This is a genomic window from Bradyrhizobium sp. AZCC 1578, assembly GCF_036924675.1.
Lineage (GTDB): Bacteria > Pseudomonadota > Alphaproteobacteria > Rhizobiales > Xanthobacteraceae > Bradyrhizobium.
The window spans coordinates 2,822,268-2,837,751 of sequence record NZ_JAZHRZ010000001.1; the positions used below are offsets into that span (position 1 = coordinate 2,822,268).

Annotated in this window: 17 protein-coding genes; 6 read left to right on the plus strand and 11 right to left on the minus strand. The window is 63.0% G+C overall.

Features of this window, described 5'->3' with window-relative positions:
• Nucleotide 1: 1 nt before the first annotated feature.
• The 3 genes from V1290_RS13540 to V1290_RS13550 are packed head-to-tail and all read left to right on the plus strand — an operon-like array spanning nucleotide 2 to nucleotide 1,802.
• Entirely contained in the window at nucleotides 2-514 is a 513-nt protein-coding gene (locus V1290_RS13540; protein ID WP_334364862.1) for an aromatic-ring-hydroxylating dioxygenase subunit beta, read from the plus strand.
• A gap of 6 nt (nucleotides 515-520) precedes the next feature.
• Nucleotides 521-1,255, plus strand: coding sequence for an SDR family NAD(P)-dependent oxidoreductase (locus V1290_RS13545; protein ID WP_334364863.1), 735 nt, complete (start codon nucleotides 521-523; stop codon nucleotides 1,253-1,255).
• 19 nt (nucleotides 1,256-1,274) lie between these two features.
• Entirely contained in the window at nucleotides 1,275-1,802 is a 528-nt protein-coding gene (locus tag V1290_RS13550; protein WP_334364864.1) for a MarR family winged helix-turn-helix transcriptional regulator, read from the plus strand.
• Between the two features lie 40 nt (nucleotides 1,803-1,842).
• Here V1290_RS13550 and V1290_RS13555 read toward each other — a convergent pair whose 3' ends face one another.
• Complete coding sequence (locus tag V1290_RS13555; RefSeq protein WP_334364865.1) at nucleotides 1,843-2,682, minus strand: dienelactone hydrolase family protein; 840 nt, start codon at nucleotides 2,680-2,682, stop codon at nucleotides 1,843-1,845.
• Between the two features lie 154 nt (nucleotides 2,683-2,836).
• On the opposite strand from V1290_RS13555, the gene V1290_RS13560 reads away from it, so the two are divergent.
• Nucleotides 2,837-3,766 carry a GlxA family transcriptional regulator gene (locus V1290_RS13560; protein WP_334364866.1) on the plus strand — a complete coding sequence of 310 codons (930 nt, stop codon included), beginning with the start codon at nucleotides 2,837-2,839 and terminating at the stop codon, nucleotides 3,764-3,766.
• A 29-nt stretch (nucleotides 3,767-3,795) separates the two neighbouring features.
• On the opposite strand, the gene V1290_RS13565 is transcribed toward V1290_RS13560, so the two are convergent.
• Genes V1290_RS13565 through V1290_RS13595 form a run of 7 tightly spaced genes read right to left on the minus strand, consistent with a single transcriptional unit; the run spans nucleotide 3,796 to nucleotide 10,938 of the window.
• A complete protein-coding gene (locus V1290_RS13565) occupies nucleotides 3,796-5,214 on the minus strand; it encodes an aldehyde dehydrogenase family protein (RefSeq protein WP_334364867.1) in 1,419 nt (472 codons plus the stop codon).
• A 43-nt stretch (nucleotides 5,215-5,257) separates the two neighbouring features.
• Nucleotides 5,258-6,019 (minus strand): SDR family NAD(P)-dependent oxidoreductase, encoded by a 762-nt coding sequence (locus V1290_RS13570; RefSeq protein ID WP_334364868.1) that lies wholly within the window; start codon nucleotides 6,017-6,019, stop codon nucleotides 5,258-5,260.
• Between the two features lie 16 nt (nucleotides 6,020-6,035).
• Nucleotides 6,036-7,007 carry a Bug family tripartite tricarboxylate transporter substrate binding protein gene (locus tag V1290_RS13575; RefSeq protein WP_334364869.1) on the minus strand — a complete coding sequence of 324 codons (972 nt, stop codon included), beginning with the start codon at nucleotides 7,005-7,007 and terminating at the stop codon, nucleotides 6,036-6,038.
• 44 nt (nucleotides 7,008-7,051) lie between these two features.
• Nucleotides 7,052-8,146 (minus strand): alpha/beta hydrolase, encoded by a 1,095-nt coding sequence (locus tag V1290_RS13580; protein WP_334364870.1) that lies wholly within the window; start codon nucleotides 8,144-8,146, stop codon nucleotides 7,052-7,054.
• 56 nt (nucleotides 8,147-8,202) lie between these two features.
• The gene (locus V1290_RS13585) at nucleotides 8,203-9,174 is read right to left on the minus strand and encodes a DUF6282 family protein (RefSeq protein WP_334364871.1); all 972 of its coding nucleotides are present in this window, start codon (nucleotides 9,172-9,174) and stop codon (nucleotides 8,203-8,205) included.
• Between the two features lie 29 nt (nucleotides 9,175-9,203).
• The gene (locus V1290_RS13590) at nucleotides 9,204-10,136 is read right to left on the minus strand and encodes a hypothetical protein (RefSeq protein ID WP_334364872.1); all 933 of its coding nucleotides are present in this window, start codon (nucleotides 10,134-10,136) and stop codon (nucleotides 9,204-9,206) included.
• Complete coding sequence (locus V1290_RS13595) at nucleotides 10,120-10,938, minus strand: HpcH/HpaI aldolase family protein (RefSeq protein WP_334364873.1); 819 nt, start codon at nucleotides 10,936-10,938, stop codon at nucleotides 10,120-10,122. Before V1290_RS13595 ends, V1290_RS13590 begins: the two co-directional genes overlap by 17 nt.
• A 136-nt stretch (nucleotides 10,939-11,074) precedes the next feature.
• On the opposite strand from V1290_RS13595, the gene V1290_RS13600 reads away from it, so the two are divergent.
• Together V1290_RS13600 and V1290_RS13605 are read left to right on the plus strand one after the other, a co-directional pair.
• A complete protein-coding gene (locus V1290_RS13600; protein ID WP_334364874.1) occupies nucleotides 11,075-11,854 on the plus strand; it encodes a DNA-binding transcriptional regulator in 780 nt (259 codons plus the stop codon).
• A 168-nt stretch (nucleotides 11,855-12,022) separates the two neighbouring features.
• Complete coding sequence (locus V1290_RS13605; protein WP_334364875.1) at nucleotides 12,023-12,298, plus strand: winged helix-turn-helix transcriptional regulator; 276 nt, start codon at nucleotides 12,023-12,025, stop codon at nucleotides 12,296-12,298.
• A gap of 63 nt (nucleotides 12,299-12,361) precedes the next feature.
• On the opposite strand, the gene V1290_RS13610 is transcribed toward V1290_RS13605, so the two are convergent.
• Genes V1290_RS13610 through V1290_RS13620 form a run of 3 tightly spaced genes read right to left on the minus strand, consistent with a single transcriptional unit; the run spans nucleotide 12,362 to nucleotide 15,469 of the window.
• Nucleotides 12,362-13,489, minus strand: coding sequence for a mandelate racemase/muconate lactonizing enzyme family protein (locus V1290_RS13610; protein WP_334364876.1), 1,128 nt, complete (start codon nucleotides 13,487-13,489; stop codon nucleotides 12,362-12,364).
• 16 nt (nucleotides 13,490-13,505) lie between these two features.
• A complete protein-coding gene (locus V1290_RS13615; RefSeq protein WP_334364877.1) occupies nucleotides 13,506-14,543 on the minus strand; it encodes a tagatose 1,6-diphosphate aldolase in 1,038 nt (345 codons plus the stop codon).
• Nucleotides 14,540-15,469, minus strand: coding sequence for a sugar kinase (locus tag V1290_RS13620; RefSeq protein ID WP_334364878.1), 930 nt, complete (start codon nucleotides 15,467-15,469; stop codon nucleotides 14,540-14,542). Before V1290_RS13620 ends, V1290_RS13615 begins: the two co-directional genes overlap by 4 nt.
• Nucleotides 15,470-15,484 lie beyond the last annotated feature (15 nt).

Consider the following 15,484-nt stretch of genomic DNA (forward strand, 5'->3'; position numbering starts at 1 on the left):
CATGAGCATGGTCACTGAGGCTCAAGTGAAGAATGCGATTCCCACCGATCAAGAACTGATCGACTTCGTGGTTCGCGAGGCGCGGCTGATCGATCAGCAGCGTTTCGACGAATGGCTCGATCTCTACGCCGACGACGCATTCTACTGGATGCCACTGGAATGGAATCAAACCGATCCGCGGCTGACATGCTCGCTGATGTATGAGGACAAGCTGTTGCTCTCGATCCGGGTCGAACGGCTCAAGGGCGCACGGACGTTCAGCCAGAAGCCGAAAAGCCGCTGCCATCACGTGCTGCAGACGCCGCAGGTGGATTCGCGCGATCCTGCCGCCAACAACTATGTCACCTGGACCCCGATGCATTACATCGAGACCCGCATGGACGAGCAGACGCTCTATGCGGCCTGGGCCACCCATCATCTTAGCGTCGATAACGGCAGGCTGAAGATCAAGCTCAAGCGTGTCGACCTTATCAATTGCGATGCTGCCTTCGGCAACATCCAGCTCTTCATGTGAGGGAGGATGAACGTGGTCCACCACACGGCGATCGTGAGCGGCGGTAATACCGGCATTGGCGCTGCGATCGCGCGCGGCCTGCTCGCCGAGGGCTATGACGTGATCTCGCTGTCGCGACGCAAGCCTGACTGGAGCCATCCCAAACTCTCCTCGCGCGAGGTCGACCTGCTCGATGCGACGGCAACGCGCCAGGCGGCGACGGAAATCGCGGCGAGTTTTGCGATCACCCATGTCGTGCACAATGCCGGCGCTATTCGGCCTAAGCCGCTGGAAGAGGTTGACGACGAGGACGTCGGCGCCTTGGCGCAGCTCCATTTCGGCGCCGGGATTGCGCTGGCGCAAGCGGCGCTACCGAACATGAAGCAGGCGCGCTTCGGCCGCATCGTGCTATTGTCCTCCCGCGCCGCGCTCGGCGCCGCCACGCGCACGGTCTATTCGGCCACCAAGGCCGGCATCATCGGCATGGCGCGGACCTGGGCGCTGGAGCTCGCCCCGTTCGGGATCACCGTCAATGTCGTCGCGCCGGGCCCGATCGTAGATACCGAGATGTTCGAGAGCGTGATGTCGCCGGAATCCGAACGCGCGAAAAGGCTCGCGCAATCGATCCCGCTTGGCCGACTCGGCAAATCCACCGACGTCGCCCGCGCGGTCAGTTTCTTCAGTTCACCGGATGCCGACTTCATCACCGGGCAGACGCTCTATGTCTGCGGCGGAGCCAGCATCGGGTCGATTTCCATCTAGCTTAGAGTGAGTTCCAGCCATGGACGCCACGGTCAAACGAAAGGCTCGATTCGCCAAGGGCGCGCGCATGCAACCGCTGCGCCCAGGCGAGCCAGCGCACGAATCCGACGGCGCGCATCTCGAATTGCGCATCTGGCTGCGGCTGCTTTCCTGCTCCACCCGGATCGAGAAGGCGCTGAACGCACGGCTGCGCAAGGAGTTCAACACCACGCTGGCCCGCTTCGACCTTTTGGCGCAGCTCGCGCGCAAGCCGGCGGGCGCGACCATGTCCGAAGTCTCCGAGCTCCTGATGGTCTCGAACGGCGCCATCACCGCGCTCGTGCAGAAGCTGGAAGCCGACGGCTTTATCCATCGGGAAGTCGATTCCGAAGACCGCCGCACTTTCCGCCTGCGCCTGTCACAGGACGGCGCAAAGGAATTCACCCGAATGGCGCGCCGGCACGAGGAATGGGTGATAGCCCTGATCGGCGAGTTGTCGCCGGTCGCACAGTCGGACCTGCTGCAACATTTGACCCTGCTCAAGCGCCGCCTCGACAAGCACGCCTGACGCAGATATCGGGCGGCGTCGCCGCAAGCGACTTGAAGCGCTATGAGCCGCGACCGCTTCGCGAAGGCACGAGCCGATGCCTGAAGAACGCCAGGATTTCGTCGCGGGCGGCGATCGTCGGCTGGCCGGCCTCGTCGATCAGGTGCGCGGTGACGACGCTGTGCGGGGTCGTCACGTGACGCGCGAAGAACGGCGCAAGATCGGTATTCGCCGCGCTATCCGGCAGCACCCGCCCGATGAATCTGTCGCCGAGCGCTTCCACATAGGCCGCGAAGCGTTGCTCCATGCAGAACTTGTCGCCTGCGAAGCGATAGGCCATCACCGTAAGATCTTCCCGCTCCATCCGTTCGCGAACGGCCCTGACTTCGTCCGGGGCGATTTCGATGCCTGCCGGATCGTTCAGCGGCAGCGACGGCTGCGAAAGCACCGGCGCCAGCATCGACGGTTCGAGCATCATGGTCAGCGCAAAGTTTCCCGTAAAGCACATCCCAATGGCGCCGACGCCGGGACCGCCGCACTCGCCATGCGCCAAACGCGCCAGCGACCGCAGCCACTTTGTCACCGGGCTGGACTGGTTTGAGGACAAGGCGCGAAACTCGGCGCTTACACAGGCGCGCTGAAAGATCGCGGCGCCCTCCTCCGCGCCTGGAACGGCACCGTCGCGGCCGAACAGCGACGGCATGTAGACGGTGAAGCCGGCGTCGCGAACCCAGCGCGCAAATCGCGCGACATGCGGGCTGATCCCCGGCATCTCCGTCATCACGATGACAGCCGGCCCTGTGCCGGCCACGTAGACGATCTTGGTAACGCCGTCGATCGCGATGTCGCGGCGCGCGAAGTCCTCCAGTGGATCGTCCTGCTTCATGGACCGTTTCGGCATTGGCGCAACTCCCTTTGTCGATCAATGGACGCTCAGGCAGGAGCCGCGGCGCAGCGGCCGAAGATTCCTACAAACGCCCTTCTCGTGACTATCGTTGCGATTTCGGAGCGATCGGGCTAGTGTCAGAAATGACATTTATCGGGCATTTTTTGACATGACCAAAGTCGCGGTTGTCGAGATCGAGGGGTGCATGGCCTCGAGCGCGGCCATCACGCACGACGTATTGGCGACCGCGAATCGGATCAGCGCGGCGAAACGCGTTCTGCCATTCAAGGTGACGACGGTGCGTTGCGGGTCCCGCCGAAGCAGCGCCGATCTGCGCGGAATCGAGCTTGTCATCGTTCCGGGGCTTGGCACTGCGTCGGCAGACGAGCTGGAGACGAAGTTGAAGAGCCCCGCGTGCCGGCGCGCGGGCGACATGATGACCCGGGCGCACGCGACCGGAGCCATGCTAGCTGCGTCCTGCGCCAGCACCTTTCTGTTGGCAGAGGCGGGCCTGCTCGACGGTCGGCGGGCGACCACGACATGGTGGCTCGCGCCGCTGTTCCGGCAGCGCTATCCCCAAGTCGAGCTCATGACGGAGCAGATGGTCGTCGCCGATTGGCCGATCGCGACCGCTGGCGCGGCCATGGCGCAGATGGACCTGATGCTCGCGATCGTCAGCCGATTTGCCGGACCAGGCCTGGCGAAAGCCTGCGCCAACTATCTCCTGCTGGATGAGCGTCGCTCCCAGGCGCCATTCATGGCGATTGCTTATCTGGCAGGCCAGGATCCCAGGATTGCCAAGGCCGAGAAGTGGGTGCGCGACAACATCGCGCGTGACTTTGCGATCGAGGAGCTGGCCGCAGCCGTCGCGCTGGCACCGCGGACATTTGCCCGGCGAATTGCGGCGACCTGCGGCATATCACCGATTCAGTTCGTGCAGCGGATCAGGCTGGAGACAGCGCGCTTCCTGCTTGAGACCACGCGCCTGTCGGTCGAGCAGATCGCGCGGCAGGTCGGATATGCGGAGCCTTCCACGCTTCGCCGGCTGATCCGGCGCGATACGAAACATCCGCCCGGACATTTCCGCCCTGTCGCTTGAGCATCTCCCTCGCCCGCGACTCGCCAGTCTCAGTGGCCCAGTATCGCCTTCACCTCGAGATATTCTTCAAATCCGAAGATACCGAATTCGCGCCCATTGCCGGACTGCTTGTAGCCGCCAAACGGCAGGCTGCGGTCGAACGGAGCACCGTTGAGGTAGACGCGCCCTGCGCGGATGCGGTTGGCGATGGTGCGAGCGCGGTCCGCATTCCTGGACTGCACGAAGCCCGCCAAGCCGAACGGCGTGTCATTGGCGATTTCGATCGCCTCCTCCTCGCTATCATAACTCATGATCGACAGCACCGGGCCGAAGATCTCCTCACGTGCAATCTTCATCTGCGGCGTCACGTCGCCGAAGACGGTCGGACGAACATAGTATCCGCGGTTGATTTCGGCAGGCCGACCAGTTCCGCCCGCCACCAGCGTCGCCCCCTGATCAACGCCGGACTGAATAAGATCCTGAACTTTCTGAAACTGCGCCTGGCTCACCAGCGGCCCCATCGTGGATGCGGGATCGAGCGGGTCTCCCAGGCGAATGCTGTCGACCGCCTCGCGCGCCGCCTCGAATGCCGCATCCCGCTGCGCGCGTGGAATCAGCAAGCGCGTGGGAGATTGGCAGTTCTGGCCGGCATTGGTGTAACAGGCGTGAACGCCCTGGATCACGGCCGCTTTCAGATCAGCATCGGCAAGGATGATGTTGGCGGACTTGCCACCCAGCTCCTGCGCGACGCGCTTGACCGTATCCGCCGCAAGCTTGGCCACCCTTACGCCAGCCGCCGTCGATCCGGTGAACGACACCATGTCGATTTCGGGATGGGCGGCGATCGCCTCGCCCACTGTGGGACCGTCGCCGTTGACGAGATTGAAGACGCCCGCCGGCACGCCAGCGGCGTCGACGATCTCGGCGAACAGCATCGCGCTGAGCGGCGCGATCTCGCTTGGTTTCAGGACGACCGTGCAGCCGGCTGCGAGCGCGGGTGCGACCTTGGACGCGACCTGGTTCAGCGGCCAATTCCACGGCGTGATCAGTCCACAGACGCCGATCGGTTCACGGCGGATGATCCCGTTCCCCATCCGCTCCTCAAACCGGTAGCGTGCAAGCACGCGCGCCGCTTCCTCGAAATGAAACAGCGCGACGGTTGCCTGACGCTCCGTCGCAAACGTGATCGGCGCGCCCATTTCGAGGGTCATCATCCGCGCCAGTTCCGGCAGGCGCGTTCTAAAACCCTCGATGACCTTCTGAAGCCAGGACAGACGTTCTTCGACGCTGGTTTTGGAATAGGTGGCAAAAGCGCGGCGGGCTGCCTTGGCGGCCCGATCCACATCCGGACGGGAGCCCAGGCTGATCTGCGCGAAGATCTCTTCGGTTGCAGGATTGACGATTCCAAGCGTTGACGGCGCGGCCGGATCCACCCAGGCGCCTTCGATATAGAATTTCAGTTTTTCCATTGTTCTCTTTTCATGATGTCCGCACAGCGGCGGAGTTGCTCCGTCAGAGGTGCCTGCCCTCATCCACCGGCACCACAATTCCCGTCGAACTGGTGAGGTTGACGATGCAGGCAACTACCGCCCTTGCGACATCGTCAGGCGTGGTGAGGTGAGCCAACGGCAGTTTCACGGCGGTCTTCTGCAACTGTTCACGGGTCCGGCCGGCGACAAAATCCGTGTCCACGCCGGCTGGCGAGACGGAGAAGACGCGGATCCGCGGCGCAAGCACTTTCGCGAGCGCGATCGTCAGCGCGTCGACACCCGCCTTTGCAGCCAGATAGGCCAGGCTGCTGCCCAGACCCGTGCGAGCCGCGATGGACGAGATGTTCACGATCACTGACCCGCTGCCGCGCTCCAGCAAGGGACGGAAGGCGCGAACCATGGCGAATGGCCCCCGCAGATTGAGCGTAACGGTCCGGTCGAAGATATCGTTCGTCAACGCTTCCAGATCAGCGGCGGGCACGGGCGTCGTGGCGCCCCCACAATTGACCAACGCATCGAGCCGCCCGTACTGCTTGTCCACGGCCGCCGCGGCCTCGGAGATGGAAGTCGGATCGTCGATCGCGATCCGCATGGCGACGTGTCGGCTGCCTTGCAGCCCATCGATCACTTCTTCGGCCAGTGAACGGCGGCTGTTGTAGCCGACCACGACAGCAGACCCCATGGCGGCAAGGCGCGCCGCCGTCGCCTTGCCGATGCCGCTGTTACCGCCTGTGACGAGGACAACCTTCGGGATCGACAGCGCAGGAATTTCAATAGCAGTCATCTATGGCGATCTCGCTTTACTGCATCGCGATCTTTGCCGCCTCGATCACGGGCCGCCATTTGTCGCGTTCGCCATCGATGAACGCCTTGAGGTCTTGCGGCGCGCCTCCGACGCCTTGCAGCGAATTTTGTTCGAGGATGGTCTTGCCCTTGTCGCTCTTCAGAAAGGCATTCACCGCCTTATTAACCTTCATCACGATCTCAGGCGGTGTACCGGTTGGAGCCACGATCGCGTACCATGCGGTCGCCTCGAAGCCCTTGAATCCCGCTTCCTGCACGGTAGGTACATCGGGCAGTTGCGCGACGCGCTGGCTCGTCGTCACTGCAAGCGCGCGGATCTTGCGGTCGGCTAGCAGCGGCAGATAGGTCGGCATGAAATCCATGGCGACGTTGACTTGCCCGCCCAAGAGGTCCGTGATCAGCGGGGCGGACCCGCGATAGGGTACATGTGTCATCTCGACGCCGGCAAACTGCTGGATCAGCGCCGAGGTAATGTGTCCGAGCGTGCCGTTGCCGGGATGGCCGACATTGACCTTGCCCGGGTTCTGTTTGGCATAGGCGATCAGGTCGGGAAGCGTCTTCGCTGGAAAGTCTGACGTCGCCGTGATGATCATTGGAGACTTGGCGACGAGCACAACCGGCGTGAAATCTCGCTCGGAGTCGTAAGCCAGGCCCTTGTACATGAGCTTGTTGAGTGCGATCGGCGCCGGCGTCCCGAACAGCCAGGTATGGCCATCTGCAGCCGCTTTGGCGACAGCCGCCCCACCGAGATTACCGCCTGCCCCCGCACGGTTTTCGACGATGAACTGCTTGCCGAAGTCTTCGCTCAGCGCATGGGCAACGGCGCGCGCCAACGAGTCAACGGCGGCGCCAGCCGGGAACGGCACGATCATGGTGACAGGCCGGCTCGGCCACTCCTGGGCTGCGGCGCGGTGACATGGTGCAATCGCAAGCGCAAGACCTATGAGGCCGAATGAGAGCAGGCGCATGTTTCCTCCCGAGCTGTGCGCAGGTCCTGCGTGGGCACCAGCGCTTATTCTTCGGCAAACTTGTCCAGGCCCTTGCGGCCCAGCCATTTGGACAGTTCGTCCGCAACGGCTTCATTGTTGAGATCGGCAAAGGCGATATGCGTGTTGCCGCGCAGACCCGCATCGGGAAGCAGCAGAACTTCGCAATCTCCGCCGTGACGATTGACGATATCGCAGAAGGTCCGTGCCACCTTGACCGAGGCGGCCCAGATCGGACGTGTCTCGGTGTAGTCGCCGAATACTATCTGGATCGGAAACTTGGTCAGCTTCTTGAACTCGACGAGCGGCACGGAATTGGGACCGTACGGCGCATCCGGCTTCGGCTCGGGCCCCTCGCCCACCGGGAAGACGAAGCCAGGCGTTTCGTAAGCGACGATGCCCTTCATGTTGTCGCTCTTTGCCTTGAGTGCCGACAACAGCGCGCGCCAGCCGCCCGCGGAATTGGTGACGGCAATCACGGGACCGATCTTGTCGATCGCCTGGCCGCCGGCCTCCGCCTGCAACAGTGCATTCTCGAGCGTATCGAACTCGTCGTAACGGGCGCGCGTCGCCTGATTCCAAGCTTCCTTGTCGGCCGTCGGAAACTGCAGGCCCCGATGCCAATTGAGATAGGTCAGGCCGAAACGCCAGGCGGCAAAGTTGCGCTGATCGAAATAATCCGGCGTGTAGGTGATCGGCTCGCAACTCCAGTTCGCGCGACCGACGCGCGGGCCGTCCCACAGGTAAACAGGATAGCCCTTGCGCAAAAAAATACTCTTGTAGCCTTCGCCGCCGTCCCAGCGGTTCTCCCACACCTTGGTGCTGGAGCTGTGCCACATGATCAGGCCGACGCTGCGCCTTTTCGCGGGAATGAAGTATTCGACATAACCATGGTCGCAGGAGAGTGTCTGGCTGGGATCGCCGGGCTTGGCAACGACCTTGCCGCCCACTTCATACGCGCCCGTCGATTCCAGGATGATCGGCGGCTTCGGCGGCTTGCGCTGCTCTTCCGCGGCTGCGGTATGGCTTGTTCCCATGAACAGCAATGCCGCCACGAATGGCATGGCTCGCGGCCCGATGCGGTCTATCAGCGCGTCACCGTCGCGATCTACCCATTCCATGCTGACTTCCTCCCCTTAAGCGCACGCCGCTTTTCGCGGTCTTTGGGCTTGTCCTGCTAAGCGGCGTCTTGCGCGGTCGACTGCATCACCGGAAGGTTCAGAAACCGTGCCGCGTTGCCGCTGATGAGTTTTTTGATCGCAGGCCGCGGCATCTGCAGATCGAGCAGTATCTGGGTGATGCTGCGGAAGCCGTCGACCGGACGCTGCGACCCCTGCAGTCCGAGATCGGACGACAGAATCGTGTTGTCGACGCCAGCCACCTCGATCAAGTGCGCGAGATTATCCGCGCTGTACTTTAAGGATTTGCCTTCGATGAACATGCAGATCGAATGCTCCATCTTGACACCGCGCGCGACGAGCTGGCGGATATCGGTGTCATTGCAGCCGACGATGTAGGTCGGATGGTTGACCATCATCTTCTTGACGCCGCGTCGCGCCGCCTCATCGAACAGGATATGCAATTCGCTGGCCGGCAGGTGGCCGCCGGCCAGGATGATGTCCGCCTCGGCAATGAGATCGATGACCTTCCTGGTGTCGTCCGTGAGCTTTCCATTGGCGTCGAGCGCGGAAAGCGGGATCGGATCGAGCATTTTTTGCGAGGTCTTCGGAAATGTCGAGTTTCCAGCCGCCATCGCCTTGATATGGTTTGCCGCCGACAGCGTCGGCATCCAGACGATCTTGCCGCCGAGCTTGATCGTATGGTCGACCGCATGCGGGTTGATACCACCCGAGGCATTGTTCAGCACGATGCCGGAGAACAGTTTTACATTGGTTTCGGGAAACAGCTTCTCCAGCAGGATCGCATGCGCCATGCCGGCATAGAAGTGATCCTTGTAGAGCACGGCACGGAACTTCGCTTCCGCCGCATCGAGCAGCTCCTCGTGATGATCGAGGATGCGCGGCATGGCTGCCGGGCCGCTATGGCAGTGCAGATCGATCGCGCCGACCAGAAGCTCGGCGACTTCCGCCGCCCGCGACAGCGGCGGTAGCGGCACGGTGTGCGGGTAGGACACTTGCTTGTCGGCCATGGTCGAAGGCCCTTTCAGATGGAGATGTGTCAGGCCGCGGATTGTCCGGCGGCGGTTTGCGCGGGCATCGGATAATCGTCCTCGTTCAACACCCAGCCCGGCTTGGCCGAGAAATCCAGGCGCGGCGGGCAGAAGATGTCGACGAGAACGTTGAGCTTGGGATCGACGGCTTGCGACGTGTGAATGGCCGGCGGTGGAATCACGGCAATGGAGGGCGATCCGCAGCGTTCGTGATCGTCGTCGCGCCACTGGGCCATGTCGGTCGTCCACGGCCACCGCAAGTGATGAACAAAGGTGCCGGCCAGCGCCAGCGAGCATTGCTCGAAATCTTCATGGTGATGCGGCGACATCTTGCTTGGATCGCGCGGGCCGTTTCGCGGCTCGAGGAAATTCACCATGAAGGTCGAGCAGCGGAAGATGCGCCCGAACCGGCCCGGCGTCGCTGCAACGTCGAGACTGTAGGTGTGGATCTTCGCGCCCGCAGCCGCCTCCGGCCACGGCTCGAACGGCGGTAGATTGGGATGTGGCGTCGCGTAGGACGCGGCGTTCGAGCAGAGTTTTGCGAGATCTTCCGATCGCGTCGTCACCAAGCGCACCACCTTGGCAGCACCCAGCAGCGTGACGGAGCTTGCACCCGCCGGCACGAAACTGATGGAATGACCGTTGACGACCTTGCGCTCGTTGCCCCAGACGATCTCGGCGCCAGCGCCGGGCTCCGGAAGCAGCACGACGTATTCGTCGGGCTGGTTGGTCCGGCTCAGCACCGCGCCCTCGTCGGCCTCGCTATAGGCAATGATGAAGTTTTGGCCGCGGGCATACCAGGTGCGCGCGCCGTTCCGATTTTCGGCCGGCGGCGTTTCGTAGAATTTGGCGTACTCGGCGCCTGCAAAGTGGGTGGCGGCGGGCTTTGCGCCGACGGGCGTGGCGGCGAGCGCAGCGCGCGGATCAGTGCTGTGATACATGTGAGCCATCCGTGGTTCGAACGAGCGTTTTGAAATCGGTGAGCGTTTGCGCCGCGGCCCGGCGCATCAGCCCCTGATCCGACGAGATGATGAAGGCGCTGGCGCCGAGGTCGGCGAAATCCTTGGCTTCCGCCGAGCTCGCGACCATCACGCAGACCGGCTTGGCGACCTTCTTCGCCGCTGCAATGATCCTGATCACCGCGTCCTTGACGGATACGTCGGCCGACGATTTGGCGCCAAGGGCAACCGTGAGATCGCCGCGGCCGATGAAGAAGCCGTGGATTCCGTCGACCGCGGCGATGGCGTCGATGTGATCCAGCGCTTCCGGGTCCTCGATCATCGCAATCGCGCAAACCGATTCATCCTGTTCATCGACCAGAGTCCACATCGGCGTGCCGCCATAGGCGCCGGCGCGGGACGAGCCGGAGTAGCCGCGCCGTCCACCGCGATAGCGGGCGGCAGCCGCAATTGCGCGTGCCTTCTCGACCGTCGCGACGTGCGGCACCAGCACACCGGCTGCGCCGCAATCCAGGCAGGACAGGATCTTGGCCGGGTCATCCGACGACACCCGCACGATGCCGGCGAGGTTGCTGGCGCGCGCGGCCAGCAGCATCACATCGGTCATCGCGCGATCGATCGGCGCGTGCTCCTCGTCGATCACGACGAAATCGTAGCCGAGCGCGCCGAATATCTCGGTCGCATGCGTGGTCGGCGTCTTGATGAACGAGCCGACGACTACCTGCCGCGCGGCGAAGCGGCGGCGGAATGACGAAAAATGCGGCCTGACGACGTCTCCGGACACGGTTGCTCCTCCCCGGCCATCTGCACAGGCTTCCCTCGGAAGACAGGCCCGGCGTGGCGCTTGGCGAAAACCATTGCAGGGACGACGCCGGTCGGCCATAGCTATTCTGTCACGTTCCACCAGGTGGAATTTCAGGATGCCGCTCAAATCCGACACCGTCGAAGCCGCCTCGCGCACGCTCCTCTTGCTGGAGGAGCTCAACCGCCACCGCGTCACCTCGATCGATCGCCTGCACAGGGCGACGGGGCTGCCGAAATCGACTGTGGTGCGGTTGATGAAGTCGCTCTGCGCGCTGGGCTATGCCGCCAACGACCGGCGGCAGGGCGGCTACGCGGTCGCCTCGCGGGTCAAATCGCTGAGCAACGGCTTTCACGGCGATCCGCTGGTGGTGGAGGCTGCGCGCCCGTGGGCGCTCGCCTTCACGCGGCAATATCACTGGCCGATCGCCATCGCCGTCCTCGACCGGAGTTCAGTCGTGGTCCGCTTTAGCACCATTCCCGACAGCCCGGTCTCGCCCTTTCACGGTACGCTCAACATGCAACTCAGCCTGCTCGGGCGGGCGCTGGGGCGCGCCTATCTGGCGTTCTGTCCGGTCAGCGAGCGATCGATGCTGCTCGACATGCTGGCCCGCTCGCAGGAGGCCGAAGACAAGCTCGCCACCGAACGAAAGCGGGCATTGGCTTTGCTGGCCACGATCCGCAAGCAAGGTTTTGCCGAACGCGACCCGATGGTCGAACCGCGCTCGTCGAACACGATCGCGCTCCCCGTCATGGTCAACCGCCGCGTGCTCGCCACTGTCGGCATGACCTATTTCACCTCAGCGCTCGATCGGGCAGACGTCGTCGAGCGCTACGTGCCGCTGGTGAAAGCCCTGGCGGACAATATTGCCGCAAGTGTCTCGTCGTTGCAGGAGTAGAGGCTAGCGGCGAGCACAATGATGGGCATCCTGTGTATTCGCGATGGAGCAGCGACATCCCCAACGCTTGACAGAGGGGATGCTACCTATTTAGTAGCGAAAATGCCTATGAGCCAAACACCAAAACCTGGGAGACCTGTCCGAGGCTCGCGGACAGGCGTCCCTGTCATGGCGCTCCTGGACCTGTTGGGGCGCCGCTGGACATTGGGCGTTCTGTGGAATCTCAGCAATGGCGGACCCTGCACATTCCGCGAACTGCAAGAACGTTGCGAATCGATCTCGCCTACCGTTCTCAATTCGCGCCTGAAAGAACTGCGTGAAGCAGGCTTGGTCGAGCATTCGCACGAGGGTTATCGCGCTACACCGATCGGACATGAACTTTATGCCCTTCTTGTTCCTCTTGGTGTTTGGGCGAAGAAGTGGGCAGCGAAGTTACCGGCGTAAGTTACGATAGCGCGAAATGAAAGCACTGCTCTATCCGAACGAGATGCATGCTGCGCCGTCGGATCAAGCGGTCCGGTACTGCTCGATCGGGCTCAGATCCGGCTCGATTCCCAATCCCGGCTCTTCGCCCAGGGTCACGGTTCCGTTCGTCACGTTGATGAGCGGTCCGCAAAGTCGGTCGCGCAGCACATTGTCGTTTGAATCGACTTCCAGCAGACCATCGCCACCAATCCCGGCGAGCAGATGCGCCGATGCGAGCAGACCAATTCCGCCGCCGAGATAGTGCGGGCAGAAGGTCTTGCCCGACGCCAGGATGTCGCGCGCGATACCTGCGCACATGGTCAGGCCACCCCATTTGGCGATGTCGGGCTGCACAACGCGCAACACGTTGTCACCGAGGGCTTGCTCAAAGCCCGCGCGGCTCGCGATGTTCTCTCCGGCCGCCAGCGGGATGCCGACGTTTTCACGCAACTCTTGCCATTCCCGCCACGGCCGATCGGCACGGATCGGCTCTTCCAGCCAAGCAAGATCGAACTCGCGCAGATGCGGCGCAATCTCCAGCGCACGGGCCAACGACCAGCCCTGATTGGCATCCGCTGCGAGCACGCCGTCGCCCACCAGATCGCGTAGCGACGCCAGATTGGCGCGATCTGTCGCCAGTTCGAAGCCGATCTTCAGTTTCAGTGCGCGATGCCCACGCTTGATGGCCGATTCCGCCACTTGCCGCGAGCCGGTCGGATTAATTCCGCTGGCGTAGACCCTTATCGTCTTGCCGTTGCCACCAAGCAACCGCCACAGTGGCAGCTTCCGCCGCCGCGCGAACAGATCCCAAATTGCAAGATCAATTCCGGCTATCGCCTGCGCGAACGGACCGGGCTCGCCGGATTGCAGCGCCAGCACGGCGGTGCCCTGTGTCAGGGCCTCGAAGATTTCCTGGGGCGCGCCGACTGTGCGCCCGCATGTCGCGGGCGCCAGGACCTCGTTGACAAGCCGCGTTCGATGTTCGGCTCCGACCGATGGAAAGTTTGACCAAATCTCGCCCCAGCCGGCATTGCCGTCAGTGTCTTCCACACGAACGAATACTGCCGGCCTGTCAAGCATCTTGCCGAAGGAGGTAACAACCGGCGTCGACAATGGGTAACGATAGCAGAAGGCCTGCACGCTACGGACGGTGAATGGTTGCGACGTCATGTCAGGCCTCGGAAAATCAATACGCTCGCGCGAAATCACCTTCCTGCCTGATTTCGCTGAAGGCGGGAAAGCGCGCTGTCCAGGCCTTTGCCTTGGCCTTGGTCAGCGTGTTGAGCCGTTCGAGCACGCCGACCCCGTCTTTGCGAAGGCTGGCGGCGACTGCCGCGCGATCAGGGAAATGGCTGCGCACGGCATCCAGCCAAATCGTTCGGCCGGCCAGAAAGCCGCCGGCGCCGGCGGCGTAGGCGAAGTCCAGCACGCGCTCGAACTTTTCCGGTGCCGCACCGCCTGACAGCAGCACCCAGGGGATGTTGCGTTGGCGACAGATGTCGCCGATTGCATCGAACTCCTTCTGCGCGGCTTTGGACGCAGCGCTTCCATCGCGCGGCGGCAGGCTGTTGGCCGCAAGCGGACTTTCGAGCTTCAGCAGATCGACGCCATATTCTGGCTTCGCAAACTCCTGCACGCTGTCGATGACAAGCTTTGGCAGCTTGCCCGGCGATTCGACATAGTCGGCGGTGTGGTTGGCACTCCCGAGGAAGGGGTATACCAGCAGTTCGAGCACATAGGGGATGTCGTGATGGGCGCAGTCCTCGCCGACCGACCGCACGAAGCGCTTCTGATGTTCGTTGACGGCAGGATCGGCATCTGGCCGGTACCAGGCGAGCACCTTCACCGCATCGCCGCCGATCGCGCGGATCTTCTCCACGCTCCAATCGGTGATGGCCCGCGACTTGCGGCCACCCGGAGTTTCCTCGACGCGATGCTCCTCGAGCGTCATGATGAGGCCGCAGCGGGCCGGCAATAGGTCGATGGCCGCGGGCACCGCAAAATTCGGATCAAACAGCATCGAGCTGCAGTGCGGCGCCAGCGCCTCCACCAGAAGCCGCTTGGCCGCAGTTACATCGGCATACTCGACCTGGTCCCTGGTGATGCCTTTCGCCTGGGCTATGGCATCAAACAGCGGCGGCCGCTGGTCGAGCGCGACCATGCGAAAATGCCCTTCCGCATCGGCCAGACGCGCAAGCCCGCGGTTCTTTCCAATTGTTCTCATTGGTTCGTCCTCATGAATTCAAGACAATTTTCGATCGAGGGAATTCCGGCGCGTCCGCCCGAATGCTCACATTTCAACGCTGCCGTGGCGGCAGCGAACTCCATCGCATCGCGCACGGCGAGACCCATACCGACCGCAAAGGCATAGGCGCCGTGAAAGACGTCGCCCGCACCCGTCGTGTCCACGACCCTGACGCGGAATGCGGCCTGCTTTTGCAAGGTCCCATTTTCGTACCAACTCACCCCTTCATGTCCGCGGGTGACCGCGACGATGCGGCAATTGAAGCGCGCAATCTTGGCCAGCGCCGCGTCGTCGGCCGACCCCATGAAGGCTGTCAGTGCGGGTTCGGAGAATACCGCGTGATCGGTGAGCGGAAGCAGGCGCTCGAATATGGCGGCTTCTGCGACATCGCCGTCGAGGATAGTCGGAATGCCCAGTGCACGCGCCTTGCCGAACAGCGCAACAGCTCCCTCCGGCCAGCGCGGATCGGCAAGCACGGCGGAAGCGCCTGCGACGGCATCGAGCGGTAGCCAATCGGCTCGCTCGGGATACGACCCTCGAAAATTCACGATCTGCCGTTCGCCGGACTTGTCGACGATGACGCCAGAGACCGACGAGCGGCCTTCGGGAAACAACTTGAAATTCGCAACATCGATGCCTTCGGCTGATAGCGCTGACCGCATCTCATGCCCGGCGGCGTCATCGCCGCCACGGCCCCAGAAAGCAGCAGACCCGCCGAGGCGCGCGATGGCGACCGCAGCGTTTGCGGCCATGCCACCGCCCAGTGTGGAATAGTCGAGACTCCTGATCTTTTCGCTTTCGCCTGAAAACCTTTGGTCGACGCGCCAGATCTGATCAAGCGCCGAGAGGCCGAGGCAGATCACACGCGCGCGCTTTGCTTTGGAGGCCATGTCTTTGGAGGCCATGTCGGCCAACCTCGT